General features: G+C 69.3%; 29 protein-coding genes and 1 tRNA gene. 15 read left to right on the forward strand and 15 right to left on the reverse strand.

Annotated features, from left to right (window positions below; all coding sequences use genetic code 11):
- The first annotated feature begins 14 nt into the window (after nt 1-14).
- Both FIF60_RS03485 and FIF60_RS03490 read left to right on the forward strand, forming a co-directional pair.
- Entirely contained in the window at nt 15-548 is a 534-nt protein-coding gene (locus FIF60_RS03485) for a TRAP transporter small permease (protein ID WP_144183891.1), read from the forward strand.
- Between the two features lie 28 nt (nt 549-576).
- Nucleotides 577-1,839 (forward strand): TRAP transporter large permease, encoded by a 1,263-nt coding sequence (locus FIF60_RS03490; RefSeq protein ID WP_144183893.1) that lies wholly within the window; start codon nt 577-579, stop codon nt 1,837-1,839.
- 249 nt (nt 1,840-2,088) lie between these two features.
- Here FIF60_RS03490 and FIF60_RS22240 read toward each other — a convergent pair whose 3' ends face one another.
- Complete coding sequence (locus tag FIF60_RS22240) at nt 2,089-2,223, reverse strand: hypothetical protein (protein ID WP_275426706.1); 135 nt, start codon at nt 2,221-2,223, stop codon at nt 2,089-2,091.
- A 203-nt stretch (nt 2,224-2,426) separates the two neighbouring features.
- Nucleotides 2,427-3,008, reverse strand: coding sequence for a dienelactone hydrolase family protein (locus FIF60_RS21480; RefSeq protein ID WP_158639050.1), 582 nt, complete (start codon nt 3,006-3,008; stop codon nt 2,427-2,429).
- Between the two features lie 256 nt (nt 3,009-3,264).
- Between FIF60_RS21480 and FIF60_RS03500 the strand changes: the two genes are divergently transcribed.
- A complete protein-coding gene (locus tag FIF60_RS03500) occupies nt 3,265-3,552 on the forward strand; it encodes a hypothetical protein (RefSeq protein ID WP_144183897.1) in 288 nt (95 codons plus the stop codon).
- Nucleotides 3,553-4,010: 458 nt separating this feature from the next.
- On the opposite strand, the gene FIF60_RS03505 is transcribed toward FIF60_RS03500, so the two are convergent.
- Both FIF60_RS03505 and FIF60_RS03510 read right to left on the reverse strand, forming a co-directional pair.
- Nucleotides 4,011-4,100, reverse strand: a tRNA-Ser gene (locus FIF60_RS03505).
- Nucleotides 4,101-4,169: 69 nt separating this feature from the next.
- Nucleotides 4,170-4,817 carry a hypothetical protein gene (locus tag FIF60_RS03510; protein WP_144183899.1) on the reverse strand — a complete coding sequence of 216 codons (648 nt, stop codon included), beginning with the start codon at nt 4,815-4,817 and terminating at the stop codon, nt 4,170-4,172.
- Between the two features lie 161 nt (nt 4,818-4,978).
- On the opposite strand from FIF60_RS03510, the gene FIF60_RS03515 reads away from it, so the two are divergent.
- Complete coding sequence (locus FIF60_RS03515; RefSeq protein WP_158639051.1) at nt 4,979-5,953, forward strand: Bug family tripartite tricarboxylate transporter substrate binding protein; 975 nt, start codon at nt 4,979-4,981, stop codon at nt 5,951-5,953.
- 102 nt (nt 5,954-6,055) lie between these two features.
- Here the strand turns inward: FIF60_RS03515 and FIF60_RS21890 are convergent, their stop codons facing one another.
- Together FIF60_RS21890 and FIF60_RS03525 are read right to left on the reverse strand one after the other, a co-directional pair.
- On the reverse strand, nt 6,056-6,907 hold the full coding sequence (locus FIF60_RS21890) for a VWA domain-containing protein (protein ID WP_204251094.1): 852 nt from the start codon (nt 6,905-6,907) through the stop codon (nt 6,056-6,058).
- Between the two features lie 292 nt (nt 6,908-7,199).
- On the reverse strand, nt 7,200-7,697 hold the full coding sequence (locus tag FIF60_RS03525; RefSeq protein WP_144183903.1) for a hypothetical protein: 498 nt from the start codon (nt 7,695-7,697) through the stop codon (nt 7,200-7,202).
- Between the two features lie 211 nt (nt 7,698-7,908).
- Between FIF60_RS03525 and rplU the strand changes: the two genes are divergently transcribed.
- The 7 genes from rplU to FIF60_RS03560 all read left to right on the forward strand — a co-directional run bounded on the left by rplU (nt 7,909) and on the right by FIF60_RS03560 (nt 14,411).
- Nucleotides 7,909-8,220, forward strand: a complete 312-nt coding sequence (gene rplU / locus FIF60_RS03530; RefSeq protein WP_144183905.1) for a 50S ribosomal protein L21 — start codon at nt 7,909-7,911, stop codon at nt 8,218-8,220.
- A gap of 10 nt (nt 8,221-8,230) precedes the next feature.
- A complete protein-coding gene (rpmA, locus tag FIF60_RS03535) occupies nt 8,231-8,500 on the forward strand; it encodes a 50S ribosomal protein L27 (RefSeq protein WP_144183907.1) in 270 nt (89 codons plus the stop codon).
- A gap of 71 nt (nt 8,501-8,571) precedes the next feature.
- Nucleotides 8,572-9,582: a GTPase ObgE gene (gene obgE, locus FIF60_RS03540; RefSeq protein WP_144183909.1), complete on the forward strand. Its 1,011-nt coding sequence runs from the start codon at nt 8,572-8,574 to the stop codon at nt 9,580-9,582.
- Nucleotides 9,579-10,694: a glutamate 5-kinase gene (gene proB, locus FIF60_RS03545; protein WP_144183911.1), complete on the forward strand. Its 1,116-nt coding sequence runs from the start codon at nt 9,579-9,581 to the stop codon at nt 10,692-10,694. The genes obgE and proB overlap by 4 nt, the downstream gene beginning before the upstream one ends.
- 123 nt (nt 10,695-10,817) lie before the next feature.
- Entirely contained in the window at nt 10,818-11,951 is a 1,134-nt protein-coding gene (gene wecB, locus FIF60_RS03550) for a non-hydrolyzing UDP-N-acetylglucosamine 2-epimerase (protein ID WP_275426707.1), read from the forward strand.
- Nucleotides 11,948-13,189, forward strand: coding sequence for a UDP-N-acetyl-D-mannosamine dehydrogenase (gene wecC / locus FIF60_RS03555; RefSeq protein WP_275426708.1), 1,242 nt, complete (start codon nt 11,948-11,950; stop codon nt 13,187-13,189). The genes wecB and wecC overlap by 4 nt, the downstream gene beginning before the upstream one ends.
- A 16-nt stretch (nt 13,190-13,205) precedes the next feature.
- A complete protein-coding gene (locus tag FIF60_RS03560) occupies nt 13,206-14,411 on the forward strand; it encodes a TIGR04063 family PEP-CTERM/XrtA system glycosyltransferase (protein ID WP_144183915.1) in 1,206 nt (401 codons plus the stop codon).
- A 12-nt stretch (nt 14,412-14,423) separates the two neighbouring features.
- On the opposite strand, the gene FIF60_RS03565 is transcribed toward FIF60_RS03560, so the two are convergent.
- Together FIF60_RS03565 and hydA are read right to left on the reverse strand one after the other, a co-directional pair.
- The gene (locus tag FIF60_RS03565; RefSeq protein ID WP_144183917.1) at nt 14,424-14,906 is read right to left on the reverse strand and encodes a TspO/MBR family protein; all 483 of its coding nucleotides are present in this window, start codon (nt 14,904-14,906) and stop codon (nt 14,424-14,426) included.
- 70 nt (nt 14,907-14,976) lie between these two features.
- On the reverse strand, nt 14,977-16,413 hold the full coding sequence (hydA, locus tag FIF60_RS03570) for a dihydropyrimidinase (protein ID WP_144183919.1): 1,437 nt from the start codon (nt 16,411-16,413) through the stop codon (nt 14,977-14,979).
- 139 nt (nt 16,414-16,552) lie between these two features.
- On the opposite strand from hydA, the gene FIF60_RS03575 reads away from it, so the two are divergent.
- Entirely contained in the window at nt 16,553-17,278 is a 726-nt protein-coding gene (locus tag FIF60_RS03575) for a maleate cis-trans isomerase family protein (RefSeq protein WP_144183921.1), read from the forward strand.
- 6 nt (nt 17,279-17,284) lie between these two features.
- Here the strand turns inward: FIF60_RS03575 and FIF60_RS03580 are convergent, their stop codons facing one another.
- From FIF60_RS03580 to FIF60_RS03600, 5 genes are read right to left on the reverse strand one after another with little or no spacing between them, the layout of a single operon-like run.
- A complete protein-coding gene (locus FIF60_RS03580) occupies nt 17,285-18,475 on the reverse strand; it encodes a pyridoxal-phosphate-dependent aminotransferase family protein (protein ID WP_162616869.1) in 1,191 nt (396 codons plus the stop codon).
- Between the two features lie 29 nt (nt 18,476-18,504).
- Complete coding sequence (gene dgcA, locus FIF60_RS03585) at nt 18,505-19,491, reverse strand: N-acetyl-D-Glu racemase DgcA (protein ID WP_144183923.1); 987 nt, start codon at nt 19,489-19,491, stop codon at nt 18,505-18,507.
- A gap of 4 nt (nt 19,492-19,495) precedes the next feature.
- Nucleotides 19,496-20,503, reverse strand: coding sequence for an N-acetyltransferase DgcN (gene dgcN, locus FIF60_RS03590; RefSeq protein ID WP_144183925.1), 1,008 nt, complete (start codon nt 20,501-20,503; stop codon nt 19,496-19,498).
- A gap of 32 nt (nt 20,504-20,535) precedes the next feature.
- The gene (locus tag FIF60_RS03595) at nt 20,536-20,916 is read right to left on the reverse strand and encodes an AtuA-related protein (protein WP_144183927.1); all 381 of its coding nucleotides are present in this window, start codon (nt 20,914-20,916) and stop codon (nt 20,536-20,538) included.
- The gene (locus FIF60_RS03600) at nt 20,913-22,256 is read right to left on the reverse strand and encodes an acyclic terpene utilization AtuA family protein (RefSeq protein ID WP_144183929.1); all 1,344 of its coding nucleotides are present in this window, start codon (nt 22,254-22,256) and stop codon (nt 20,913-20,915) included. Before FIF60_RS03600 ends, FIF60_RS03595 begins: the two co-directional genes overlap by 4 nt.
- A 68-nt stretch (nt 22,257-22,324) precedes the next feature.
- Between FIF60_RS03600 and FIF60_RS03605 the strand changes: the two genes are divergently transcribed.
- The 3 genes from FIF60_RS03605 to FIF60_RS03615 all read left to right on the forward strand — a co-directional run bounded on the left by FIF60_RS03605 (nt 22,325) and on the right by FIF60_RS03615 (nt 24,512).
- Nucleotides 22,325-23,722 (forward strand): M20/M25/M40 family metallo-hydrolase, encoded by a 1,398-nt coding sequence (locus FIF60_RS03605; protein ID WP_144183931.1) that lies wholly within the window; start codon nt 22,325-22,327, stop codon nt 23,720-23,722.
- Nucleotides 23,723-23,787: 65 nt separating this feature from the next.
- Nucleotides 23,788-24,123 (forward strand): hypothetical protein, encoded by a 336-nt coding sequence (locus FIF60_RS03610; RefSeq protein WP_144183934.1) that lies wholly within the window; start codon nt 23,788-23,790, stop codon nt 24,121-24,123.
- 8 nt (nt 24,124-24,131) lie between these two features.
- Nucleotides 24,132-24,512 carry a hypothetical protein gene (locus FIF60_RS03615; RefSeq protein ID WP_144183936.1) on the forward strand — a complete coding sequence of 127 codons (381 nt, stop codon included), beginning with the start codon at nt 24,132-24,134 and terminating at the stop codon, nt 24,510-24,512.
- On the opposite strand, the gene FIF60_RS03620 is transcribed toward FIF60_RS03615, so the two are convergent.
- Both FIF60_RS03620 and FIF60_RS03625 read right to left on the reverse strand, forming a co-directional pair.
- On the reverse strand, nt 24,509-26,017 hold the full coding sequence (locus FIF60_RS03620) for a tripartite tricarboxylate transporter permease (RefSeq protein WP_239451477.1): 1,509 nt from the start codon (nt 26,015-26,017) through the stop codon (nt 24,509-24,511). The genes FIF60_RS03615 and FIF60_RS03620 overlap by 4 nt on opposite strands.
- A complete protein-coding gene (locus FIF60_RS03625; RefSeq protein ID WP_144183938.1) occupies nt 26,017-26,487 on the reverse strand; it encodes a tripartite tricarboxylate transporter TctB family protein in 471 nt (156 codons plus the stop codon). The genes FIF60_RS03620 and FIF60_RS03625 overlap by 1 nt, the downstream gene beginning before the upstream one ends.
- Nucleotides 26,488-26,491: the final 4 nt, after the last annotated feature.

Below are 26,491 nucleotides of genomic sequence, written 5' to 3' on the forward strand. Positions count from 1 at the left end.
CCGGGAAGGGCGCGGTGAAGGCCATCCTGCTCGGCGGGGCGGCGGCGATCGATCGCGCCGTCGCCCTTCTCTGCCGCGTCATCGTCGCAGCGACGGGGCTCGTGCTGCTCGCGGTGCTCGCGGCGAACGTGATCGCGCGCTACGCCCTCGGCATGGGCGGCTTCGCCTGGGCGCAGGAGATCCCCGAGCAGATCTTCCCCTGGTTCATTGCGGCCGGTGTGGTGCTTGCCGCGCAGGCAGGCGCGCATATCGCGGTCGACATCCTGCCGCGCCAGTTGCCGGAGCGTGGCAGGCAGGTGCTGATCGTCATCGTCAATGCCATGGTCGTCGCGGCCTATGCATGGCTCGCGCTGCTCGCGCTCGAGGTGGCCGAGATCGCGAGGCTGCAGCAGAGCACGATCCTGCGCATCCCCGGCAGCTACGGCTACTGGGCGATGTCCATGCTCGCGGGGCTGACCGCCGTGTCGGCGGCGACCATCGCGCTCAGGGTCACGCTGCTCGGCCCGGGCGCGGCGCCTGAGGCAGCGCGGGAGGACAGTGTGACATGAGCGCGCGCTCGGCCGTGAGGAGCGTGCGATGAGCCTCGTCCTAACCGTCGTCTTCTTCGGGTTGCTGGTTCTCTCCGTTCCGGTGGCGCACACGCTGATGATCGCCTCGGGAGCGGCGTTATGGTCCGACGGCGCGCTGCCGCTGCTTGTCGTCGTGCAGCAGATGTTCGCGCAGACGCAGTCCTTCCCGCTGCTTGCCTTGCCGTTCTTCATCCTCGCGGGCGAGCTGATGATGACGGGGCGGCTGGGGCAGGGGTTGATCGGCTTCGCCTCCGCGACGGTCGGCCACTACAGAGGCGGGCTTGCGAGCACGACCGTCGTCGGCTCCGTCGTATTCGGCGGCGTCTCGGGGTCGGCAGTGTCCGATGCGTCGGCGCTCGGCTCCGTGCTGATTCCCTGGCAGAAGCGCGAGGGGTATCCGGCCGGCTTCGCGGCGGCCAACAATGCCGCGGCCGCGACGATCGCGATTCTCATCCCGCCCTCCATCCCGATGATTCTCTATGCGCTCGTGAGCAATGTCTCGGTGGGAGCGCTGTTCCTTGCGGGCGTATTGCCAGGGCTGATGCTCGCGGCCGGGTTCCTGCTCGTGTGCAATCTCTCCGCGCGGCTCAGGGGCTTTCCTGTGACGCACAGCAGGATCGCCCGGGGTGAGCTTGGCAGGCTGGCGCTTGCCGCCATGCCGGCCATCGCGATGCCAATTCTCATCCTTGCCTGCCTTCGGTTCGGCGTCGCCACGCCGACGGAGGTGTCGGTGATGGCGGTTCTCTACGCACTCGCTGTCGCCTGGCTCATCTATCGCGACATGACCGTAGGTCGGTTTCTCTCCGCGCTGGTCAACGCGGGGCGGGCAACAGGGGTGGTGATGCTCGTGATCATGGCGAGCGCCGCCGTCGGCTGGATCATGACCTTCGTGCAGGCGCCGCAGGCCTTCGCCACATGGGCCACCGCAACGTTGCAGGAGCCTTGGCTGATCCTGCTGGCAATGAACGGGATCATGATCGTGGCTGGGATGTTCATCGACTTGCCGGCGGCGATCCTTCTGCTCGGGCCGATCTTCGTGCCGCTTGCGCAATCGATCGGGCTCGACCTCGTTCAGCTCGGCGTCATCATGGTGCTCAATCTCGCTATCGGGCTGTACACGCCGCCCGTGGGCACGACGCTGTTCATCTCGACGACGATCGCGCGTGTGCCCATCCTGCGCGCTTCGATCGAGCTGCTGCCGTACTATGCCGTCGGGTTCACGGTGCTGATGCTCTTCAGTTTCGTCCCGGTCCTGACGATCCGATACTGAGCCGCACCACGGCATGCGATTCGGGGCAGTTCCCGGCGCGCTCGAGACGGCACGTTCGCCGCCGGCGAACACAACAGTCGCGATGGCGAAGGCGTCACGATCCGCGCGGAACCGCCCACGGACGTGGCGATGGTCCGGAGCGCCTCCATCCTGGACCGGCAATGCAGCGAACAACCCGGTGGCGTCGGTCCCGTTACGCGGCCATTTATCGCGGTGCGCCCACAGGCCCGTCGGGATGGATCGACATACTCACCGCGCGGCGGCACTCATGGGCGCCGAGCGCAACGTGTCGGCGAGGAAGGCAATGACCGTATCGACCGCAAACGCCGCCCCGCCCGTCACCTCCTCGTCGACCGGCCGGCCGCCGCCCACATCCTCTGGCATCACGACGTGCCGTACCTCGGCCGCGGCAGCGAGGGTCCTCGCCAGCGCTGCGCAGCTTGCGTGCGTTTTGGCAGGATCGTGGCCGCAGGAGCATGTGTCCACCCGGCGCCGCAGCGGGCAGGGATGGCGCGCCACCCTCCCTGCTCGGCGCCACACCCTGCGCATCTGGCAGGAGGCGCGCGAAGGACGGCCGGCGCAGTGTCTCACACCCAGGATAGAGCAGGGCGCGCGCTGCCAATGGCGTACGGCCGTTGCAGCCGGCTGACCAGCAGAACAGCACGCGCGCCGGCGCCGAAGCCCACCACGCCGATGGCGCGCGGGTCTACCTCTCCGGCCAAGGCCAGCGCGTCGGCCGCTTCTGTCACCAGCATGGCAGCATCGAGGTCGTCCACGATCGGCAAGGCCGCGACGCCGTTGGTCACTTGCGGGAACGGCTCGATCTCCAACACGGTGATGCCGAGCGCCAGAAGCTTGTCGACATAGAGCAGGGCGCGAAAGTTGTGCCCGCGCATGTCGTGCACAACCACCACCGCCGGCAGCCCTGCCGTGTCGACGGGCATTGGCACGCTGAGCACGCCGTGGCCCCCATTTCCGAGCGCCAGCAGCGTGATCGCCGCATCCTGCTGTCCCGCGCGTGCGGGAATAGACCCCGCGTCAAAGCAGAGGAGCGCAGCCGCGGCAGCGCAACAGACGGCCCGGAGCGCGGAAGCGACTGTGGCCCGTGATTGAGCGCGCACGGGCTCGACTTCGATGAGGTCAGCGTCGCGCGATCCTCCCTGGAGCATATCTTGATGGTCGGAGTTGGGCGTTGCTGCTGCTGTGGGCATGAAACGAAGCAGACAACCTCCTGGAATGCCCTGTCCCGAAGCGCTCCCGAAGTGCCGCCGATGATCTCTGCACATTTGGGTGAATGCAGGAATGGGTTCGGACGTTGGCAAGCTTCAGGGCAGGCCGTAAAACGCAACGACGGATAACTGGTTGGCGTTATCCGCCCCGGATTGACCCTTCGCGATGCCGACCGGTGGTCGCGCAAGAGAACATATGGACCAGCATGCGCTGGTATCTGGCGATCCGGAGCTGGCGGGCCGGCATCTCGACGCGCTGGACGAGCGGATCGCCAGGCCGATGGACTCACCGCTCATCAGCGCGGCCAGAACTTGCGTCCTTCTGTTCACGAGGCGCTTCGCCGACGCCGTGGTGGCATCCCGAACGGCGTTGATCCGCGGGCCCGGCCTGCCGCTCTCCCGGATCTTCTCGATCGCCGCGCTTGGGCATGCCGGTGCACGCGAGGAAGCGTCGCACGACGTCGCCGCCCTGCTGCGGATCTAACCACACCGCACCATTCGCGTGACCGACCACGCCATCCACTTCCACGATGCGGCGATGCGGACCCTGCTGCCCGACGGGCTGTGGCGGGCAGGCGTGCCGGAGTGGGGACATCTGGAGCTGCACCCGGATGGTTCCGGACGAGGGCTGCGCCCTGAACTCCTGTCGGTCATGAGGGGCGGAGCGATGCCGGTCCTGACTTGACGGCACGCTTGCCGCATGGCCCGAGGGAGGCTCGGATTTGCTCGGACAAACCTGTCCGCCGTCGGCGCGACGTTGCGGTGGCCGCCTTACGACCCGGCATTCATGGAGCACGAGTTCTCTCAGCATTGAGGCGCGATCTGCCGTCTTGGTGACCCTTCGCACGTGGCCAGAGAGTGGACGGGGCGGATGAGGTCACCGCTTGCCGGCTGGTTCAAACGACCGCCCGATGGCTCCAGTCCGGCAGCCCTGAGCCTGCGTGGCGGAGGGGGTGGGATTCGAACCCACGGTACCGTTGCCGGTACTCCGGTTTTCGAGACCGGCCCAATCGACCACTCTGGCACCCCTCCGGTCGGGCCGCGTCCTACACGAGCCAGCGGGCCCGTGCAACGCCGGCCGCCACAGGACTTACCCCCACGTCAGGCAATCCGCCGGGGGTCGCCCCCTCGCAGCGTCCTGAGCTCGTCGAGCGCGCCGATCACGTCCTTCTTGTAATGCTCGCGCATGCCGCAGGCCCGCACCGCCTCCTCGGCCAGGTGCAACCGGTCGAACTCCTTGGCGGGGAGCTTCCCGGCAGCGTGGGTCGCGTAGTCCTCGTCGCTCGCGCCAGGCGCGCCGGCGATGTGGGCGAGCTCGTGCAGCAGCGTCGCCGTCAGGAACGCTGCACTCCTCAGCGCCGTGATGTGCACGCCGATCTCGGCGAAGCTCGTCTTCGGGTATTGGCCGACGACCTGCGCGTAGGTCACGCCCTTGTCCGTCTCGGGCCAGCTTCCCTGCTCGCCCTCCGGCCCGAAGGCGAAGAAATAGAATCGCCAGCCGCCGATGATGTCGGCAAGCCCCATCCCCTTGCCGAGCAGGCGGAAATGGGCGTTGCAGCGCTTGCGCGCCGCGCAGCGCGCGAGCTCATCGAACGTCGTGGCGAACAGGTCCTTCACCGCGAGCGGTGCGGCGCCGCCGCCGAACCGCGCCGGCACGGAGACCGTCGTTGGGAAGCGATACGAGCGGTAGGAGGAATAGCTCGGCGGCATCCGCTCGCTGCCGAGGCCGTAGAGCTCGTAGGTCGCCATCCGTCCGTCCCCTGGTGTCGCGGCACCGAGGCTAGCAGTCGTATCCGGCTTGAAAAGCCACGCGCCCGCATGCAAGCCCGGCCGGTTGCGGGCGGCGGCGGGTGCCGCCATCCTGCAGCCACAGGGCGGGGACCATGCCCCGCCGAAGGGGAGGACACCGCATGACGATTTCACGCCGAACGCTTCTGTCCGCCGCCGCGTCGCTGCCGGTCGCCGCCGCGGCCTCGGCGCAGGACGCCTGGCCGAGCCGCCCGGTGCGCTTCATCGTGCCCTTCCCTCCCGGGGGGTCGACCGACGTGCTCTCGCGCGTCATCGCCGAACGCCTCGGTGGCGAGCTCGGCCAGCCGGTGGTGGTGGAAAACCGGGCGGGCGCCGCGGGCAACGTGGGCGTCGATGCGGTCGCCAAGGCGCGGCCGGATGGCTACACGATTGGCATCTCCACGATCGGCCCGCTCGCGACGCATGTCTCGCTCTACCGCCAGCTTCCCTTCAACCCGGAGACCGATTTCACACTGCTGGCCGATCTCTACGAGATCACCAACGTCTTCGTTGTGAACCCCTCGACGCCGATCCGCACGGTCGCCGATTTCATCGCCGCGGCGAAGGCCCGGCCCGGGCAGAAGACGTTCGGCACGCCAGGCAACGGCACGACGGGGCATCTCTCGACGGAATACTTCGCGCGCCGCGTCGGCATCGAGCTCACCCACGTGCCGTACCGCACGGGCGCGACGGCCGTGCAGGACCTGATCGCCGGGCGCATCGACATGATGTTCGACAACCTGCCGACCATCATCGGCCAGATCCAGGGCGGGCAGATCCGCCCCATCGGCGTCTCGACGGCGCAGCGCTGGCCTGGCCTTCCCGACGTGCCGACGCTGATCGAGCAGGGCGTCGCCGATTTCGACGTCACCTCCTGGTCCGGCCTGATCGGACCGAAGGATCTTCCGGCGCCGATCGCGCAGAAGATCACCGCCGCGATGCTGAAGATCGGGGCCGACCCGGCCTTCCAGGCACGGTTCGTCGAAATGGGCGCGCGCGCGACGGTCGGGCCCCCTGAGCAGTTGAAGAAGCGCATCGATGTCGAGGTGCCGCGCTGGGCGGAGGTGGTGCGCGCTTCCGGCGCCCGCATCGACTGACAGCAGGGCGGCCAGGCCGGAACGCAGGAAGGGGAGGCGCGAGCCTCCCCTTCCGTTTCGGCGGTGGCGGCCGGACGCTTGCCGCGGCCGGCAGGTGCCGAGTCAGGCTGCCTTGCGCCGGCGCACGACGCCGAGGCCGAGGAGGCCGGCGCCGAGCAGGGCGAGCGTGCCAGGCTCGGGAACCGGGGTCTCGCCGCCGCCAGGGTTGCACCCGGGCAGGTTCGGGTTCGTCTCGCAGGTGTCGATGATCTCCTGCAGCTTCGCTCGTGCGAACGCGTCGACGAAGATCTGCGTCGCCGTCGGATCGCTGCCGCCGAGACCGGTAAGGTTGAAGACCTGCCCACCATTGCCCGTCGCCAGACCGGCGTAGTCGCCGTTTGCGGCCGACCCACTGATCACCGCGTTCAGGAGCGCGTTGTTCGCCTTCAGCAGCGCGTCGACGCTCGCCTGCGTCGCGCCCGTGCCGCCCGCATCTGGCGCGCCGCCGATGCACAGAAAGGCCCGGCCCGAAATGCAGGCTTCGTTGTTGGAGCCGTCGTCGCTGACGATCACGATGTTCTTCAGCGAGTTGGGCCGGAAGCTCAGCGTGGGCGACTGGTTGAAGATGCCGTTCAGCGCGAAGGTGATGGCACTGTAGCCGACTTCGGCAGTGCCACTCGTCTGCAGCCCTGTCGCGGCTGTTGCGAATGCGCTGGGGTTGGTGAAGTCGGTGATCAGCCGCGGTGCGATGGCGCTGTTGCCATAGCCGACGAGCGCGTAGGTCGCATCGACGCCGCCGGCCGACAGGATGGAGGCAAACAGGCCGATGTTGTTGCGCAGGTTCACCTGCTCTGTGCCCATGCTCCCCGACTCGTCGACAACGAACACGATATCGGTCCTGATCGCCGCGGAAGCGCCGGTCGCAAGGCTCATGGCCACCGCCACCGCGGCGGCAAACTTGATTGGGTTCTTCACTTTTCCCCCTCCCAATCGATGGTTGCACATCGTCGACCGAACAGAATGCAGGGCGACGGGCGCCATCAAACGCAGCAATGGGTATGCCATTGGCGGCAATGCGGCGCTGATGGCTCATCGGCGGGCATGCGCTGATCTGTCGTGTAAAGAATGGCGACACACGTCCTGGTAGTGTCGGTTTTGCATCGTTCCGGACCTATATCGCATTCCGATGCGTCCGGCGCGTGCGCGTATCGGCTCGGGGCGAGCATGCCGCTGCGGCAGCGAGGCGCCTCCGCTTGGTGCTCCGGCGCTACCGCAGCAGGACGGGAAGAAAACGCTCGGCCACGGCCGCGATCAGCGTGCCATCCGGCGCGTGCAGAAGCGCTGTCTGCACGAGCACGGCGCCAGCCATCGGCCCCTCGTCGGTCTCGCAGGTGACCGTGCGCCGGACCGGGGCGATGGGGGCGATGACGGCGCCGAACGGCTCGTCCGTGCGCTCAAGCCGGGCGCGCATGGCGGCGGGCAGGCGGGCGGGGAGGAAGAGGTTGTCGGCCTCGGCGAGCGCGATGTTGCCTCGGCCGAGCACGACGCGGCGGAAGGCCGCGCTGGCGGCCTCTTCCCCGAGCATCGCGGCGAGGGCAGGCGGCGCCGCGCCGCCGGAGCGGGCGAGCACGCGGATCGGCCCCGCGCCGATGCCAAGCGCCGCGCACCAGGCATAAAGCCCCGACGTCACCGAAGGGGCGGCGGCGAGGTGGGCGGCGAGCGCCCGGGCGGAGCGGACGCGGATCGTCCCGGCCAGATCGGTCATCGGGCCGGTTCGGTCATCGGCGGGGGGTGGTGCGTCGAGCCATGCGCCGGCACCATAGCCCGGCCCCAGGCCTGCGCCATACGGCGTTGACTTCCCGGGCGCTGGAGCGTATCTCGCCGCTTCCCGCGGCCGGCCCCTGGCCCCGCGGCAGGGTTTGTTTGCGTCCCGGCTGGCCACCCCGTCCGGGCCGCGTTTGGCAGGAACCGCACCGATGTACGCCGTGATCCGCACTGGCGGGAAGCAGTATCGCGTCACTCCGAACGCCGTGCTGACCGTCGACAGCCTCGAGGCCGAGGCCGGCCAGACCGTGACCTTCACCGACGTGCTGATGCTCGCGCGTGACGGGGCGGTGACGCTCGGCGCGCCGACGATCGCCGGCGCCTCCGTGGCCGCGACCGTGCTCGAGCAGAAGCGCGGCGACAAGGTGATCGTGTTCAAGAAGCGGCGCCGGAAGAACTCCCGTCGCCGCCGTGGTTTCCGCAGCCACCTGACGGTGCTGCGGATCGGCGACATCCAGGGCTGAGGAGGAACCGATGGCACACAAGAAGGCAGGCGGTTCGTCCCGCAACGGGCGCGACAGCGCGGGCAAGCGCCTCGGCGTGAAGCTGTTCGGCGGGCAGACGGCGATCGCGGGCAACATCATCGTCCGCCAGCGCGGAACGAAGATGAAGCCTGGCGTGAACGTCGGCGTCGGCCGTGACCACACGCTGTTCGCCCTGGTGGACGGCAAGGTGCGGTTCGAGCGCAAGGGCGAGGACCGCGTGCACGTGAACGTGGACCCGCTGCCGGCCGCTGCGGAATAGTCTCGCGCGGCCCTGACACGCGTGCGTAAAGGGGCCGGTTTCGGCCCCTTTTTCGTTGGCGGTCACCACCCATGAAATTTCTCGACCAAGCGAAGATCTGGATGAAGGCTGGCGATGGCGGCAATGGCTGCGTGGCCTTCCGGCGCGAGCGCTTCATCGAGTTCGGCGGGCCTTGGGGCGGCAATGGCGGCAAGGGCGGCGATGTCATCGTCGAGGCTGTGGCCAACCTCAACACGCTGATCGACTACCGCTACGCCCAGCACTTCAAGGCCGGCCGAGGCGGCGATGGCGCGGGCAAGGACATGACAGGCGCGGGCGGCGATGACCTGATCCTCAAGGTCCCCGTCGGCACCGAGGTCCTCGCCGAGGACAAGGAAACCGTGCTGGCCGACCTCACGCATGAGGGCCAGCGGATCGTCCTTTGCCATGGCGGGCGCGGCGGGTTCGGCAACGCCCACTACAAGAGCTCGACCAACCGTGCCCCCCGCAGGGCCGACGCGGGCACGCCGGGCGAGGAACGCTGGGTGTGGCTGCGGCTCAAGCTGATCGCCGATGCCGGGCTGATCGGCCTGCCCAATGCCGGGAAGTCGACCTTCCTCGCCGCAACCTCGGCCGCCAAGCCGAAGATCGCCGACTATCCCTTCACCACGCTGAACCCGCAGCTCGGCGTCGTTCGCCTCGGCGAGACCTCGGAGTTCGTTCTCGCCGACATTCCCGGGCTGATCGAGGGCGCGCATGAGGGCGTGGGCCTGGGCGACCGGTTCCTCGGGCATGTCGAGCGCTGCGCGGTGCTGCTTCACCTGGTGGACGGCACGCAGTCCGCCGTGACGGAGGCGTATCGCACCGTCCGCGCCGAGCTCGAGGCCTATGGGGGCGGGCTCGCCGAGAAGCCCGAGATCGTGGCGCTGAACAAGGCCGACGCGATCGAGCCGCGCGCGCTCTCGGCCCGCCGCGCGGCGCTGTCGCGTGCCTGCGGCAAGCCCGTGCTCGTGCTCTCGGGGGCGACGGGGGAGGGCAAGCAGGAGGTGCTCCGCGCACTCTGGCTCGCCATCGCTGCAGCGCGGGGCAGGGACGCGGCGTGACGCGACTCTCCGCCCGCCGCCTGGTGGTGAAGGTCGGATCGGCCCTGCTGGTCGATGAGGCGGCCGGGCAGCCGCGCACCGCCTGGCTCGCCGCGCTTGCCGATGACATCGCCGCCCTGCGCAAGGCCGGGGTGGAGGTGATCGTCGTCTCCTCCGGCGCCATCGCGCTCGGGCGGGTGCGGCTTCCTGCCCTGCCGCCCAAGGCGCGCATGCGGCTCGAGGAGAAGCAGGCCGCCGCCGCCGCCGGGCAGATCGCGCTCGCCCGGGCCTGGGAGGAGGCCCTCGGCCCGCACGCCCTGCCGGCCGCGCAGCTCCTCCTCACCCTCGACGACAGCGAGGAGCGCCGCCGCTACCTCAACGCCCGCGCGACGCTCGAGACGCTCCTTGGGCTGGGTGCCGTGCCGGTGATCAACGAGAACGATACGGTCGCTACCTCCGAGATCCGCTTCGGCGACAATGACCGGCTTGCGGCCCGCGTGGCCGAGATGGTCGCGGCCGACCTTCTTGTGCTGCTCTCGGATATCGACGGGCTCTACACCGCCGACCCGCGGCGCGACCCGGCCGCCGCACACATCCCAGAGGTCGCCGCGCTGACGCCCGAGATCGAGGCGATGGCGGGCGATGCCATCCCCGGCATGAGCTCGGGCGGGATGGTGACGAAGCTCGCCGCCGCCAAGATCGCCACCGGCGCGGGCTGCCGCATGGTGATCGCCCATGGCGGCGCGGCGCATGCGCTTGCCGCGACCATGGCGGGCGAGGCGCGGAGGACGGTGTTCGCCGCCACCGCTGCGCCGAGGAGTGCCTGGAAGAGCTGGATCGCCGGTGCGCTGAACCCGTCGGGCCGGCTCGTCGTCGATGCCGGGGCCGCGAAGGCGCTTCGGGCCGGGCGGTCGCTCCTTCCCGCCGGCGTCCGCGCCGTGGAAGGCACGTTCGAGCGGGGCGACTGCGTGGAGGTCGTGGCAGAGGGAACGGCGCTCGCCCGGGGGCTGGCCAACTACGCCGCCGAGGATGCCCGCCGCATCGCCGGCCGCCACAGCCGCGACATCGCCGCGATCCTCGGCTTCGACGGCCGGGAGGAGATGATCCACCGCGACGACCTGGCCCTGCTGTGATCTGCACGCGATGGTAGGCAGAGGCGCCGTCTTCCATCATTAATCAACGCGCTACACTGCCCTTACCGGCTCAGAAACACTCTTCCCCTAGGGTGGTCCGAACGTGCCTTGCGGCTCGCGGAGGTGTCTTTGCGTGTTTTGACGGTGTTTGGAACCCGGCCCGAGGCGATCAAGCTCGCCCCGGTCGTGCTCGCCTTCCAGCGTGAGGCATCGGTCCAGCACGTTCTGTGCGTCACCGGCCAGCACCGCCAGATGCTCGACCAGGTGCTCGCGGTGTTCCGCCTCACGCCGGACCATGACCTGGCGATCATGAAGCCCGGACAGGACCTGACGCATGTGACGATGGCGGTGCTCGAGGGCCTCGGCGCGGTGATCGAGGCCGAGAAGCCTGACTGGGTGATCGTGCAGGGCGACACCACCACGGCCTTCGCCGCCTCGCTCACCGCCTTCTATCGCCGCGTGAAGGTCGCCCATGTCGAGGCCGGCCTGCGCACGGGCAACATCTACTCGCCGTGGCCCGAGGAGATGAACCGCAGGCTCACCGGCCAGATCGCGACGCTGCACTTCCCCCCCACCGAGGCGGCGGCGGCCAATCTCGCGCGCGAGGGGGTGCCGGCCTCGCGGGTGCTTGTCACAGGCAACACGGTGATCGATGCGCTGCACGCGGTGTGCGCGCGGCTCGATACGGATGACGCGCTTCGCGGAGAGCTCGATGCGCTGTTTGGCTGGCGCGACCGCTCGAAGCGCCTCGTTCTCGTCACCGGCCACCGGCGCGAGAACTTCGAGGGCGGGCTGGAGCGCGTGTGCCGCGCGCTCGCCACGCTCTCCCGTCGCGGCGATGTCGAGATCGTCTACCCGGTTCACCTGAACCCCGAGGTGCAGCGAACCGCCCGCGCCGTGCTTGCCGACAGCCCCGCCGTGCACCTGATCGCGCCGCTCGACTACCTCCCCTTCGTTCACCTGATGCGGCAGGCCGATCTGATCGTGACGGATTCGGGCGGCATCCAGGAGGAGGCGCCGGGCCTCGGCAAACCCGTTCTCGTCACCCGCGACACGACCGAACGGCCGGAGGCGATCGCTGCAGGCACGGCGCGGCTCGTCGGCACCGACGAGGCAGGGCTCGTCGCCGCCGCGACCGAGCTTCTCGATGACCGTGCCGCCTACGAGGCGATGGCGAAGGCGGCCAATCCGTTCGGCGACGGCAAGGCCGCCGAGCGTATCGTTGCGCGCATGATCCTGGAGGGACGGGGCACGTGAATCGTTTCAGCCGCATCAGCGTCATCGGCATGGGCTATATCGGCCTTCCCACCTCGGCCGTCTTCGCCGACAACGGCGTCGATGTCATCGGCGTGGACGTCAACCCGAGCGCGGTCGACAGCATCAATCGCGGGGAGCCGCACATCGTCGAGCCGGAGCTCGACGTCCTGCTCCGCAAGGTGGTGCAGGCAGGCAAGCTTCGCGCGACGATGACGCCCGAGCCGGCCGATGCCTTCATCCTCGCCGTGCCCACGCCCTTCCGGGGCGATCATGAACCGGACCTCTCCTATATCGAGGCGGCGGCGAAGGCGATCGCGCCGGTGCTCGAGAAGGGCAACCTCGTCATCCTCGAATCGACCTCGCCGATCGGCACGTCCGAGCAGCTTTCGCGGTGGCTCGCCGCGCACCGGGCGGACCTCACCTTCCCGCACCAGGCGGGTGAGCTCTCCGACATCCGCATCGCCCACTGCCCGGAGCGCGTTCTGCCGGGACAGATCCTGCGCGAGGTTGTGCAGAACGACCGCATCATCGGCGGGCTCACCCGCAAATGCGCCCAGGCTGCCACCGCGCTCTACCGCATCTTCGTCAAGGGCCAGATCCACCTGACGAATGCGCGCACCGCGGAGATGGCGAAGCTCACCGAGAACGCGTTCCGCGACGTCAACATCGCCTTCGCCAACGAGCTCAGCCTGATCTGCGACAAGCTGCGCATCAACGTGTGGGAGCTGATCCGGCTCGCCAACCAGCACCCGCGGGTCAATATCCTCAACCCAGGTCCCGGCGTTGGCGGGCACTGCATCGCGGTCGATCCCTGGTTCATCGTGGCAGCGGACCGGGAGAACAGCCGGCTGATCCGCACCGCGCGCGAGGTGAACGACGCGAAGCCTCATTTCGTTGTCGAGAAGGTCCGCGCGCACGCGGCGAAACTGAAGGAGCCGGTGATCGCCTGCCTCGGCCTCTCCTACAAGGCCAACGTCGATGATCTCCGCGAGAGCCCCGCGCTCGACATCGTCGCCGAGCTTGCGCGCCAGAAGGTCGGCGAGATCCTGGTCGTCGAGCCGCACATCAACGCTCTGCCGAAGGACCTCGCCGAGCTTGGCCTCGCGCTCGCCGATTTCGACCAGGCGACCGAGAAGGCGAACATCCTCGTCCTCCTGGTCGATCATGCCTCGTTCCTCACCGTCGACCATGACGTGGTGAAGGACAAGATCGTCGTCGACACGCGCGGCGCCTGGTGAGCCCTCGGATCGTCCGATGAAGGTCCTGCACGTCCTCGACCATGGCCCTCCCCTGCAGTCGGGTTATGTCTCCCGCTCGCTCGGCATCATCCGCGAACAGCGCAGGCTCGGCTGGGAGACGGTCCATCTCGTCTCGCCGCGCCAGCAGAAGGGAACCGGCGCGGAGGAGGCGGCGGGCCTCGTGTTCCACCGAACGCCCGCGCCGTCGGGCCTGCTCTCGCGCCTGCCTGTGCTCGACTACATCGCCGAGATGCGCGCCACGGAGGCGCGGATCCTCGATCTTGCGCGGGCGGAACGGCCCGACATCATCCACGCGCACTCGCCTGCGCTGAACGGTCTGCCGGCCACGCGTGCCGGCAGGAGCGTCGGCATCCCAGTGGTCTACGAGGTGCGCGCCTTCTGGGAGGATGCCGCGGCCGATCTCGGGCGGCTGAAGGAGGGCGATCTTCGCTACCGTCTCACGCGCGGGCTGGAGACGCATGTGCTGCGCCGCGCCGATGCGGTGACCACGCTGTGCCAGGGCACGCGCGACGACATCGTCGCACGCGGCATTCCCGCGGAGAAGGTGACGATCATCCCCAACGCCGTGGACGTGTCGGGCTTCTCGACGGAGCGGCTGCCCCTCAACCCGTTGCGCGCCGAGTTCGGGCTCGAGGGCAAGGCGGTGCTCGGCTTCATCGGCTCGTTCTACAGCTACGAGGGGCTGTCGCTTCTCGTCGAGGCGCTGCCTGCGATCGTCGCGGCCGTGCCCGATGTGCGGCTCCTTCTCGTCGGCGGCGGCAACGAAGCCGAGGCGCTGAAGGCCCGAATCGGCGAACTCGACCTTGCCGGCCATGTCGTCATGCCCGGCCGCGTTCCCTTCTCCGAAGTCGGCCGCTACTACGACCTTGTCGACGTCTTCGTCTATCCGCGGCTGAAGATGCGTCTGACCGACCTGGTCACCCCGCTGAAGCCGATCGAGGCGATGGCAAGCGGGCGCATCGTCGTCGCATCGGATGTCGGAGGGCACCGCGAGATCGTGACGGACCGTGAAACGGGCTTCCTGTTTCCCGCGGGCAACCGTGACGCGCTTGCCGCCACAGTCGTCGAGGTGCTCGGTGCGCGCGAGGCCTGGCCTGCGATCGCGGCAGCCGGCCGGTCCTATGTCGAGCGCGAGAGAAGCTGGGAAGCCTCCTGCGCCCGCTACGTGCCAGTGTTCGCCAGGCTCACCCGCAGGGCCTGAGGCAGGCCAGCGTCACGCCGGAGCGGCCTCGGGGTTCAGCTTCCAGATCGTGTAGTTGAGCATGCCGGCGAAGCTCACCCAGGCGAGGTAGGGCAGCAGCAGCAGCGCGGCGGTGGAGCTGATCGGCGCGAACAGGATGATGCAGACGACGATCGATGCCCAGAGAAGGGTGAGCTCGTAAAAGGCGAGATCGAGCCGCTTCACGCCGAAGAAGATCGGTGACCAGAGCCCGTTGAGCAGAAGCTGCGCGACATAGGCCACGAACGGCAGGGCCGCGCCGCTGAAGCCACGCTCGCGCCAAACCAGCCAGCCCGACACGGCGATCATGATGTAGAGGACGGTCCAGGCAGGCGGGAACAGCCAGTCGGGCGGGTTCCATGACGGCTTGCGCAGCGCCCTGTACCAGGCATCCGGCCGGAACACCGCCGCCGTGGTCGCGACGACGAAGCACGCGACCAGGAACCCGGCCAGCACGAGGATCGATGTGACATCCATGGCCGGAGCCTAACGTGCCCGCGCCGCGAAGGGTTGCGAAAAAGCGGCCCCCGCGATGGCGCGACACCATTCAGCCGGCCGGGTCGAACCCGTTCGCCACCACGCCGCGCGGCGCGGTGAGCGGATAGGGGCCGCGGGCGAGGAACCGGCCGGAACCGGGCTCGGCCTGCACCGTCCCGCCCTGCATCACCACCTCGCCGCGCCGGATCGTCGCGACCGGCCAGCCGGTCACCTCGATGCCTTCGTAGGGCGTGTAGTCGATCGCGTGCTGCATCAGCGCGTTCGTCAGCGTCACCTGCTTCTTCGGATCCCACACCACGAGATCCGCGTCTGCGCCGATGGCGATGCGGCCCTTGCCGGAGAGGCCGAAGAGGTTCGCAGGGTTCGTTGCGGTGAGCGCGACGAACTCGTTCGGCGTGATCCGCCCCTTCGAGACGCCTTCGCTGAACACGATCGGCAGGCGCGCGGCAAGGCCGGGGATGCCGTTCGGGATGTCGCGGAACGGCACGTCGCGCCCGTTCTGGCCCTTGCCCTTCGATCCCTCGTAGCTGAAGCCGCAATGATCGGAGCTGATCACGTCGAGCACGCCGCGACGGATCATGCCCCACATCCGCTCATGCTCCGCAGCCTCGCGGGGCGCGGGGCTGCACATGAACTTCGCGCCCTCGAAGCCGGGCCAGTCCATGTGCCCGTCGGTCAACGCCAGGTATTGCGGGCAGGTCTCGCCCCATACCTTGAGGCCGCGTGCCTTGGCGCGGGCGATCTCCTCCGCCACCTCGGCGGAGGAGACGTGGAACACCTGGATCGGCGTGTCGATGAGCTCGGCGAGCGCGATGGCGCGGTAGGTCGCCTCGCGCTCGACCACAGCGGGGCGCGACCATGCGTGATACTTCGGCGCCGTGTGGCCGGCAGCGATCAGCGCCTCCGTCATGAACCCGATCGCCGCGTAGTTCTCGCAATGCACGGTGACGAACGCGCCGAGGCGCTTGGCGGCCGCGAGCACGCGCAGCACCTCGCGGTCGTCCACGTGAAGCGGGTCGTAGGTCATGAAGATCTTGAAGCTGCGGATGCCGGACGCGACGATGCCGGGAAGTTCCTTCAGCACGGCGTCCGTCGGGTCGGTCACGATCTGGTGGAAGGAGTAGTCGAGCATCGCCGAGCGGGCGCGCCGGCGATATTCGTCGAGCGTCGGGCCGATCGGGTGTCCCTTGAACTGGCTTGCGAAGCAGATCGCGCTGGTCGTGCCGCCGGCGAAGGCGGAGGCCGAGGCGGTGGCGAAGCTGTCCTCGTGCACCGTGCCGTTGGCCTCGAGCTGCTCGATGTGGCAGTGGGTGTCGACGCCGCCAGGCATCACCAGAAGCCCTTCGGCCTCGATGCTTCGGCCCGAGGCCGGGAGGCTCTCGGCGATGGCGACGATGCGGCCCCCGCGAACGCCGATGTCGGCGCGCATCGTATCCGATGCCGTGACGATCGTTCCCCCGCGCACCACGAGGTCATGGTCGGACATGCTTTCTCCCTCCCTAGCCGATGCGCGCCAGCCTAGCCGTGGCGCCTCGCAGCCGCTACGGGGCGACTTTGCGCGGGGCGCCCCCGGGGAGGAAGTGCGGGGGCTTGCGCGGCGGGCCCGTTGCAGCAACGCTCCGGCGATGGACCCGCTCCGCATCGGCATGCTCGTGCCGTCCTCGAACACGGTGGCAGAGCCCTACACCCAGGCGATGCTCGCCGGCACGCCGCACATCACGCTCCATGTCGCGCGCTTCCGCGTCACCCGGCTCGACCGGTCCGACGCCGCGCTCGCGCAGTTCACCGCCGAGCCGCTTCTCGCCGCCGCCTCGCTCCTGGCCGACGCGAAGCCGCACGCGATCTGCCTGAACGCCACCTCCTCCTGCTACACCGGGCTTGGGGGAGACCGCGCACTCGTCACCACGCTTGCGGAGGCGACGGGCATTCCCGGCGCGACGGCGATGCTCGGGCTCGAGGCGCTGCTCAGGCGCATCGGCGCGCGGCGCATCGGGCTGGTCACGCCTTTCCTGCACGACGTGCAGGAGGCGACGCTCGAGGTGCTGCGCGGCGAGGGCTGGCCAATCGTTGCCGAGCGGCACCTGAACGACCCGGGAAACTACTCCTTCGCCGAATGGCCGGACGAGCGCGTGGCCGAGCTTGCGCGCGAGGTCGCGGCAGAGGGTGTGGATTGCATCGCCATCGTGTCGACGAACCTGCGCGGCGGCAAGGTCGCGCCCCTGCTCGAGCGCGAGCTCGGCCTGCCCGTGCTCGACACGGTCGCCACCGCGCTCTGGGCAGCGATCGTCGCCGCAGGCGGTGACCCGCGCGCGATCAGGGGCTGGGGCCGCGCCTTCGACGAGGGGGGCTGAGCCGCCTCAGGAGGCGAGGCTCTCCATCGCTGCCGCCACGCCGCCCTTGCCGTGCGGGATGCCGGCATCGCGCAGGCTCATCTCCACCGCCGCGAGCGTGCCGAGGATCATCGGCTCGTTCAGGTCGCCCAGATGGCCGATGCGGAACACGCGGCCGCCGAGCTTGCCCAGGCCGCCGCCGAGCGAGACGTTGTAGCGGCCGAGCGCGGCGCGGCGCACTGCCTCCGCGTCCTTGCCCTCGGGCATCAGGATGGCCGTCACGCTGTCGGAATAGCGGGAGGGGTCGGTGCAGAAGAGCTGCGGCCCGTCATTGGCGGACCAGACGCGGACGGCGGCGCGCACGGCAGTGGCCAGCCGCCGGTGGCGGGCGAACACGGCCTCCATGCCCTCCTCCTCGAGCAGGCGGAGGGATTCGGAAAGCCCGTTGAACATCTGCGTCGGCACGGTGCCGACGAAGCTCTTGTGCCGCCGCCCGAGCATCACCGACCAGTCGAGATAGTGGCGCGGCAGCCTCGCCACCTTGTGCGCCGCCATCGCCTTCTCGCTGACGACGGTGAAGCTCATGCCTGTGGGCAGCATGAGCCCCTTCTGGCTGCCGCCGACGGTGAGGTCGATGCCCCAGGCGTCCATGTCGTAGGGAAGCGAGGCGAGGGAGGAGATCGTGTCGGAGAGAAGCAGCGCAGGATGGCGCGTTTGGTCGAGCGCGGCGCGGATCTCCTTCACCGGCAACGTCACGCCCGTCGAGGTCTCGTTATGCACGGTGCAGACGGCCTTGATCGCGTGGCCCGTATCGGCCGCGAGCGCGGCCTTCACCGCGTCGGCCTGCGCGCCGCGGCGCCAGTCCGCCGGCACGGTCTCGACCACGAGGCCGAACTTCCGCGCCATCTCGGTCCAGCTCTCGGAGAAGTAGCCGCTCTCGAGCATCAGCAGCCTGTCGCCGGGAGAGAACAGGTTGACCAGGCTCGCCTCCCACGCGCCGTGGCCGGAGGCGGCGTACATGAACACGTGGCCCGAGCTGTTCAGCACCTTCTTGAGCCGCGTGACGCAGTTCTCGAACAGCGCGATGAACGCCTCGTCCATGAAGTCGACCGAGGGGCGATCGATCGCGCGGAGCACGCTGTCCGGAATGTTGGTCGGGCCAGGATTGGCGAAGAACAGCCGCCCGCGCGGCTTCGGGGGCACGGTGGTGTCGGGCACGGGGACGTCTCCGAGTGGTTGGTCCTGGCTCAGCCCCAGAGGTCGGGCTCGGGAGGGTGGACGAGGCTTCCATCGTAGCGGAGGCCGGGCGACCGGTCGCGTGCCATGAGCAGCGGCCCGTCGATGTCGACGAAATCGGCCCCCTGGGCGACAAGATGCGCCGGCGCCATCGAGAGCGAGCTCGCCAGCATGCAGCCGACCATCACCTTGAACCCGGCGGCCTGTGCCGCCTCGCGGAGCCGGAGCGCCTCGGTCAGCCCGCCTGTCTTGTCGAGCTTGATGTTGACGACCTGGTAGAGACCGACCAGGCGCTTCAACGTGGTGGTGTCGTGGCAGCTCTCGTCCGCGCCGAGCGGGAGTGGGAAGGCGACGTCGCGCAGGGCCTCGTCCTGCTCCGCGTGCAGCGGCTGCTCGAGCATCTCCACGCGCGCCTCGGCAAGCGCCGGCGCGATGTCCCGCGCCTGCTCGAGCGTCAACGCCTCGTTCGCATCGACGATGATGCGCGCCTCCGGCGCGTTGGCACGCACGGCCGCGACGCGGGCGGCATCCTCGCCGTCGCCGGTGAGCTTCAGCTTCAGGAGCGGCCGCGCCGCCGCCTCTGCTGCCGACTTGCCCATCGCCTCTGGCGCATCGACAGAGAGCGTGTAGGCGGTCGTCACCGGTTTCGGCTCGGGCAGGCCCGCGAGTTCCCACACACGCTTGCCCGCGAGCTTCGCCTCGAGGTCCCACAGCGCGCAGTCGACCGCGTTGCGGGCGGCACCGGCACGCATCGCCCGCTGCAGCCCCTCGCGCCCCAACCCGCCCGCGATGGAGGGGCCGATCGCGGCGATGGCGGCGGCGACGTCGTCGACCGTCTCGCCATAGCGGGAATAGGGCGTGCATTCGCCTCGGCCGATCGCCTCGCCCTCGGTGATCTCGCACACGAGAACGCGCGCCTCGGTACGCGAACCGCGACTAATGCGGAAGGTCCCGCGGAGCGGGAACACTTCCTCATGGACGGTGAGAAGGCGCGGCATCGCCTCACAGCCCCTTCAGGACGGCGACGATCGGCCCGCAGCCCGTCCGCGCCGGGTCGATCGTCGGCATGCCGAAACGGTCCGCCGTGCGCGCGATCTCGTCCATCGCGGCCTTCTCGTCCATGTCCTTGGTGTTGAGGCTGATGCCGATCACCTTCGCGGCTGGGTTGGTGACGCGGGCACAGGCCTCGTGCGCGGCAATCGTCTCCGCGATGCCCGGAACCGGCCTGTCGCCGAGGCCTCGCATGGTCGCCCGGGTTGCGTGATGCACCATCACCATCGCATCCGGCTGCGCACCCATCACGAGCCCGACCGTCACGCCGGCATAGGACGGATGCAGCACAGTGGCCTGGCCCTCCACCACGTCCCAATGGTCGGGCGCGTTGGCGGGGCACAGCATCTCCACCGCGCCCGAGATGAAGTCGGCCACCACGGCATCAAGCGGGATGCCGGAGCCGGCGATCAGGATGCCGGTCTGGCCCGTCGCGCGGAAGGTCGCGTTCATCCCGGCGGCCTTCATGTCCCGCTCGAGCGCCAGCCCCGTGTACATCTTGCCGATCGAGCAATCCGTGCCGACGGTGAGCACGCGCTTGCCCGCGCGGTGCAGCCCGGTGCCGACCGGGAAGGTGCCCTGCGGCGTGCGCACGTCATGGATGGTGCGGTGGAACAGCGCTGCCGCCTCGCGGACCGCTGGGAGGTCGCCCACCCTGTCATGCAGGCCCGAGGCGATATCCATCCCGAGCTCGAGCGCGCGCACCATCAACTGCTGCCAGGCCTCGTTGATCCGCCCGCCACGCACGGTGGTGCCGATCAGCAGCGTCTTGGCGCCTTTCTCGGCCGCCTGCTCCAAGGTCAGGTCGGGCAGGCCCGCATCGGCCTGGCAGCCGGGAAGGCGAAGCTGGCCGACGCACTGCTCGCGGCGCCATTCGGCGACGCCGACGCCCGTCTTGCCGGCGAGCTGGTCATGCGCCTCGCCGAGGAAGATCAGATAGGGGATACGGATCTGCAGCACGCGGCCACTCCCTGTTCCAGGACGGCCGGAGGCTAGACGCTGATCGCCCGCGCGCCAATGGCCGACCGGACGAGCGCGAGCACCTCGCCCGGAACGGTGACCGGCAGGGTGAGGACGAGGAAGGAGAGCGTCTTGCCGTGCCCGTCGAGGCCGAGCGAGCCGTTCACCCCGCCTTCGAGAACGTCGTCGATCACGAGGTTGATGGCCCAGAGGTTCGGCAGGAGGTAGCGCGCCACCTGGCTCGGCCGGCGATGCGCGAAGAGCGCGGCGACCCGCGCCTCCGTCACCTGCTCTGCGAGGAGGGGGTAGGCCTCCGCCGCGTGCGCGATCACGGCGCAGTTCAGCCTGTTCCCCTTGTCGCCGGTGCGCGCATGGGCGATCGCGTGCAGGGGAACGGTAAAGGCCTCGCTCATGGCAGGAGGCTCACGCGCGGCGTGACGAGGGAGCGGGGGATCAGCGCGCTCGTCGTAGCGATGCGGGGGGTGACGGAGACCCGAACGCCGCCGCCGCCCGCAGGCCCTGTGCAGTAGAGATGCAGCACCTCGCGCGCGGCTTCCTCCGCAGCGGCACGATCGGGCGAGGCGGCGGCGAGGCGCACGCGGAACTCGCCATCCTCCACCGCGCGTGCGCCACGTGCCGCATCGTCGCTGTCGAACACGGCCTGCAGCCCGAGGATGTCGATGCGGGAGCGTACGCTGTTGCCGGCGGGCGCGAGGCGCTTGCGGAGCGTGTCCGACGCGAGCCGCGCACGCGCGCCGGCGTTCGGCCCTGCGTAGCTGATCTCGCCTTCTGCGAGGAAACCACCCGAGAGGCTGACGGTGGCCTTCAGCGTGTCCGGCGCGGGGCGCCCACGCGCGCCGGTGACGCGCACCTGGTCGCTGCCGAGCTCGGCCACGCGCACCTCCGTCACGTCGAGCGTCACGTCGGGCGTGAGATAGGCGGCCGGGTCGTGGATCTCGTAGAGGATCTGCTCGGTTACCGTGCGACGGTCCACCAGTCCGCCGGTGTCGTCCGCCTTCGTGACGGTGATCACGCCATCCTCCGTCACCTCCGCGATGGGAAAGCCGAGGCGTTCCGTACCCGGCACGTCCTTCACGCCGGGGTCGGCGAAGTAGCCGCCCGTCACCTGCGCGCCGCATTCGAGAAGATGTCCCGCGAGCGTTCCGGAAGCGAGACGGTCATGCTCGCCCGCTGCCCAGCCGAAATGATGGATGAGCGGCCCGAGCGCCAGCGCAGGATCGGCGATGCGCCCCGTCACCACGATCTCCGCGCCGTCGGCCAGCGCCTCGGCGATCGGGAAGGCGCCGAGATAGGCATTGGCCGCGACGATCTCGCCGGTGGGCCGCCCTTCCGGCCACAGCACGGAGGGCTCATCGAGCACCGCGCGCACATCGTCGCCCTCCAGCACCGCGATGCGCGGCGTGCGCAGGCCGAGTTCGGAGGCAAGCCTAGCGATGGCTGCGGCCGCGCCGCGCGGGTTGGCGGCACCGAAATTGCCGATGATCGGAATGCCATGCCCGAGGCAGGGGCCAAGCACGGGGCGTAGCAGCGGAAGAAGCATGGGTTCGTAGCCGGCATCGTCATTGCCGCGGCGCGCGAGAACGCCGAGGGCCAGCGTGCGTTCGGCGAGCGTCTCGAACGTCATCGCCGCGGGGCCGCCGCGCGCGATCAGCGTGCGCACCACGGGAAGCGCGACATCGAGCCTGTCGCCCGAGAACCCCGCGCCGTTGCCGATGAGAAGGGGCCGTGCCATGCGCGGCTGAGGCTAGACGCTCGCGCACGATGGTGCCAGCGTCCGCGCCACCGGCAAGGAGGGACGAGATGGCAGGCACACGCGAGGCAGCGATCGCACGGGCAACGGCGCATTTTGACAGCGGCGCGTTCCGCGACACGCTCGCCGGGCTCGTGGCCATTCCCTCGACGAGCCAGGAGGCGGCGCACCGGCTGGACCTCGACCGCTATCTCGGCGGCGCGCTGAAGGACTGGCTCGTCCGCCTCGGCTTCGAGGTGTCGATTCATGAGAACCCGGTCGCTGGCGCGGGGCCGATCCTCGTCGGCCTGCGTAGCGAAGGAGAGGGCCTGCCGACGGTGATCACCTACGGCCATGGCGACACGGTGCGCGGCCTCCCAGAGCAGTGGAGCGAAGGGCTCGACCCCTGGAAACTCACCGAGCGCGATGGGCGCTGGTACGGGCGGGGCACCGCGGACAACAAGGGCCAGCATGCGCTGAACCTCGCCGCGCTCGAGGCGGTGCTGGCCGAGCGGAACGGGCGCCTCGGCTTCAACCTCAAGCTCGTGATCGAGACCGCCGAGGAGCGTGGCTCGGCCGGGTTGAAGGAATTCGTCGCCGCGAACAAGGACCTGCTCGCGGCAGACGTGCTGATCGGCTCCGATGGGCCGCGCGTGACGCCGGAGATCCCGACGATCTGCACCGGAACGCGCGGCACGTTCCATTTCGACCTCGTCGTGTCGCTCCGCCAGGGCGGCGTGCACTCCGGGCATTGGGGCGGGCTGACGCGCGACCCCGCGATCATCCTCGCCCACGCGCTCGCGGCGATCATGGACCGCAACGGGAAGATCCTCGTGCCTGGCTGGACGCCCTCGGGTGGCGTGCCGGCGGCCGTGAAGTCGGTGCTCGAGGGCTGCCCGCTCGGCGGTGGCGGCGAGGCGGCGACGATCGACGAAGGCTGGGGCGAGCCGGGGCTGACGCCTGCCGAGAAGATCTACGGCTGGAACAGCTTCATCGTTCTCGCGATGGTCTCGGGCAAGCCGGACGGGCCGGTGAACGCCGTCGCGCCCGACGCCCGTGCGCATTGCCAGATCCGCTACACGGTCGATACCGATGCCGCCGTGTTCGAGCCCGCGCTTCGGAAGCATCTCGATGCGCAGGGCTTTCCGGAGGTGCGGATCGAGCGTGCCGGCATCCGCATGCCGGCAAGCCGCACTGACCCCGCGAACCCCTGGGTGACGTTCGCCGCCGGCTCGATCGCGCGCATCATGAACCGCCCCGCACAGGTGATCCCGAACAGCTCCGGCGGCCTGCCAGGCGATGTGTTCGTCGACCACCTCCACGTGCCGCTTCTCTGGATCCCGCACTCCTACTCCGGCTGCAAGCAGCACGGGCCCGACGAGCACGCGATCCCCGCGACGCTGCGCCAGGGCATCGCGCTGATGGCGGGGCTGTGGTGGGACCTCGGGGAGGGCGCGACGCCGCGCTGATCCTCGTTTCGCTCGCGTTCCGGGTGCCGCTCCGCTAGGATTGGCCCGCATTCGGGAGAGAAGCGATGGCAGACGCGCGTGTCGTTGCAGCCCGCCTCTGGCATTTCGCCGCCCACCACGCCGCGAGCCGTGGCTACGTGTTCGGCGATGGCGTTGAGCAGATGCTGCCCATGCAGGCCAAGCAGATGGCAAGGCTCGTGCTCGACCGTGCCCAGGCGGAACGCGTTCCCGAGGAGGGCATGATCCGGCTCGCCGAGGGCAATCTCGCGACCTTTATCGATGCGATGATCGAGGCGGCGCACCAGGAACGCGGCTACCTCGAGAGTCGCGGCCCGGTGATCGGCGAGGTCACCTGGGGTGCTGCGATCAGCAGGCTCTGCCCGCTCTTTCCAATCTGCTGAGGGCGGACATGGCCGATCCAACCAAGTCGCCGTCGAGCTCGCGCGAAGGGCTGAAGAGCGCCTACGAGACCTGCCGCCAGGTGATCACGCTCGCAACCGCGATCGCGACGCTGACGGTGACCTTCGCCAAGGAGTTCAAGCCGGCCGGAATGGCCGAACTCTCCGTTCCCGTCGCGCTGCAGCTTGCCTGGGGGCTCTACGGCCTCGCGGTGTTCTTCGGCCTGTGGGCGATGCTTGCGATCACGGGGTCGCACAACGCGCTCGACAAGGGAACCGGTACGACCGACGCGATGGCAACGAACATCCGCATCCCCTCTCTCCTCATGCTGCTTGCCTTCGTGCTGGGCTTCGGGGCGACGCTTGCGGCAGGGGCGAGCATCGTTCGCTAGCCTGCCGCCGCAGCCTCCTTCCGCGAGCGGATCAGCGTGCGGATCGCGTTCAGGCCCGCGAACAGCCACACCAGTATCGTCAGCACGCCGAGCACGACTGAGAGGGGCCGGTCGAAGAAGGCGAGCAGGTTGCCCTCCGCCTTGATCATCGAGGTCATGAAGGTCTGCTCGAGAAGCTCGCCGAGAACGAGGCCGAGGATCGCCGGCGCGACGGGGATGCCGTTCTCCTCCATGATCCAGCCGACGACGCCGGCCGCGAGCATGATGATGATGCCGTACACCGATGAGGTGATGGCGAAGCTGCCCACCATGCAGAACAGCAGGATGATCGGCAGCAGCACGCGCCGCGGCACGCGCAGGATGTAGGTCGCCCCCCTGATCGCCGCGAGCCCCAGCGGCACCATCAGGATGTTGGCGACGATGAAGGCCATGAACACCGCGTAGATGAGCTGCGGGTTCTGGATGAACACGGTCGGGCCCGGGTTCATCCCCTTCATGTAAAGAACGCCGATGACGATTGCGGTGATCGAATCACCCGGGATCCCGAAGACGAGCGCGGGAATCCACGCCGCGCCGAGGGAGGAATTGTTCGCGCTCGTCGCGTCGATGATCCCTTCCACATGGCCGGTGCCGAACTTCTCCGGCTCCTTCGAGAACTTCTTCGAGACGGCGTAGGCCACCCAGGCGGCGATGTCCGCCCCAGCGCCAGGCAGCGCGCCGACGACCGTGCCGATGGCGTTGCCGCGCAGGATGTTCGGCCAGTAGCGCCGGGTGATCGCGCCGAGGCCCTTGAAGATGTTGCCGATGCGCTGCTGCGGCATGGTCGCGGCGTTGTCGGGGTCTGCCATGCCGCGGAGCACCTCGCTCACAGCGAACAGGCCGATCATCGCGGGAATGAACGACACGCCCGACATCAGGTCGGTCACGCCGAAGGTGAAGCGCGGGTAGCCCGAGATGGCATCGAACCCGACGGTCGCGACCAGAAGGCCGAGCAGCAGCGACACCATCGCCGCGAGCGGGGTGAGCGAGGCGATGAACACGCCACAGGTGAGGCCGAGGCAGGCGAGCCAGAAATACTCGAAGCTCGAGAAGCCGAGAGCGAGGTCGGCAAGGACGGGGGCGGCGACCATCAGCACCACCGTGCCGAACAGCCCGCCCACGGCCGAGTAGATGACGTTGACGCCGAGCGCGAGCTCCGCCTGGCCCTTCCGCGTCATCGCGAAGGCCTCATCGGTATAGGCGGCCGAGGCTGGGGTTCCCGGCATGCGCAGAAGCGTCGAGGGAATGTCGCCGGCGAAGATCGCCATCGCCGTTGCCGTCACGATCGCGGCGAGCGCGGGCACGGGCGGCATGAAGAAGGTCACCGGAACGAGAAGCGCGGTCGCCATCGTCGCGGTCAGCCCGGGGATGGCGCCGACGAGGATGCCGAAGATCGCGCTGCCGAGGATCGTCAGCAGCACGTTCACATCGAGGATCAGGCCGAAGGCCTGGCCGACGGCACCCATCAGGCGAACACCACGAGAAGGCCCCGCGGAAGCGGGATCCTCATCAGGCTGCCGAAGCCGTATTCGACCATCAGCGTCGTCGCGACCGAGGCGATCACCGCGACATGGGGCCGGACGCGGAGATACAGCATCAGCACGAGCAGCATCACCGCCGCACTGATCACGAAGCCGACCGTGTCGGAGACGAGGATGTAGGCGATCACCGAAGCGAGCGCGAGAACGATCGCGCCCGCGGCACGGTGGCTTCTCGCCCATTCCGGGAATTCGACCAGGGGCCGGCGCGGCGTCATCGCCACGCCGCGGATGATCATCATCACGCCCGCGAGTCCGAGCAGAGCGCCGACGAGCCTTGGAAACAGGTCGGGCCCGTAGGGCTGGCCGGGGATGCGGGGAAAGCTCGCCGTCGCCAGGAACACGGCGACGGCGAGAACGATCAGGAGGACCCCGATCACCGCCTCGTTCACCCGCACGGGA

Origin of the sequence: Elioraea rosea (genome assembly GCF_007644105.1) — a bacterium.
Classification (GTDB): Bacteria; Pseudomonadota; Alphaproteobacteria; order Acetobacterales; family Acetobacteraceae; genus Elioraea_A; species Elioraea_A rosea.

Coding starts and splice junctions, on each gene's coding strand:
- FIF60_RS21480 (WP_158639050.1), bottom strand. CDS start 3,008: ATGCTCCAGGGAGGATCGCGCGACGCTGACCTCATCGAAGTCGAGCCC.
- rplU (WP_144183905.1), top strand. CDS start 7,909: ATGTACGCCGTGATCCGCACTGGCGGGAAGCAGTATCGCGTCACTCCG.
- rpmA (WP_144183907.1), top strand. CDS start 8,231: ATGGCACACAAGAAGGCAGGCGGTTCGTCCCGCAACGGGCGCGACAGC.
- FIF60_RS03525 (WP_144183903.1), bottom strand. CDS start 7,697: ATGACCGATCTGGCCGGGACGATCCGCGTCCGCTCCGCCCGGGCGCTC.
- FIF60_RS03500 (WP_144183897.1), top strand. CDS start 3,265: ATGGACCAGCATGCGCTGGTATCTGGCGATCCGGAGCTGGCGGGCCGG.
- FIF60_RS03615 (WP_144183936.1), top strand. CDS start 24,132: ATGGCCGATCCAACCAAGTCGCCGTCGAGCTCGCGCGAAGGGCTGAAG.
- dgcA (WP_144183923.1), bottom strand. CDS start 19,491: ATGCCGCGCCTTCTCACCGTCCATGAGGAAGTGTTCCCGCTCCGCGGG.
- FIF60_RS03610 (WP_144183934.1), top strand. CDS start 23,788: ATGGCAGACGCGCGTGTCGTTGCAGCCCGCCTCTGGCATTTCGCCGCC.
- FIF60_RS03490 (WP_144183893.1), top strand. CDS start 577: ATGAGCCTCGTCCTAACCGTCGTCTTCTTCGGGTTGCTGGTTCTCTCC.
- FIF60_RS22240 (WP_275426706.1), bottom strand. CDS start 2,223: ATGCCAGAGGATGTGGGCGGCGGCCGGCCGGTCGACGAGGAGGTGACG.
- FIF60_RS03510 (WP_144183899.1), bottom strand. CDS start 4,817: ATGGCGACCTACGAGCTCTACGGCCTCGGCAGCGAGCGGATGCCGCCG.
- FIF60_RS03560 (WP_144183915.1), top strand. CDS start 13,206: ATGAAGGTCCTGCACGTCCTCGACCATGGCCCTCCCCTGCAGTCGGGT.
- obgE (WP_144183909.1), top strand. CDS start 8,572: ATGAAATTTCTCGACCAAGCGAAGATCTGGATGAAGGCTGGCGATGGC.
- FIF60_RS03575 (WP_144183921.1), top strand. CDS start 16,553: ATGGACCCGCTCCGCATCGGCATGCTCGTGCCGTCCTCGAACACGGTG.
- FIF60_RS03565 (WP_144183917.1), bottom strand. CDS start 14,906: ATGGATGTCACATCGATCCTCGTGCTGGCCGGGTTCCTGGTCGCGTGC.
- FIF60_RS03600 (WP_144183929.1), bottom strand. CDS start 22,256: ATGGCACGGCCCCTTCTCATCGGCAACGGCGCGGGGTTCTCGGGCGAC.
- hydA (WP_144183919.1), bottom strand. CDS start 16,413: ATGTCCGACCATGACCTCGTGGTGCGCGGGGGAACGATCGTCACGGCA.
- FIF60_RS03595 (WP_144183927.1), bottom strand. CDS start 20,916: ATGAGCGAGGCCTTTACCGTTCCCCTGCACGCGATCGCCCATGCGCGC.
- FIF60_RS03515 (WP_158639051.1), top strand. CDS start 4,979: ATGACGATTTCACGCCGAACGCTTCTGTCCGCCGCCGCGTCGCTGCCG.
- FIF60_RS03620 (WP_239451477.1), bottom strand. CDS start 26,017: ATGGGTGCCGTCGGCCAGGCCTTCGGCCTGATCCTCGATGTGAACGTG.
- FIF60_RS03605 (WP_144183931.1), top strand. CDS start 22,325: ATGGCAGGCACACGCGAGGCAGCGATCGCACGGGCAACGGCGCATTTT.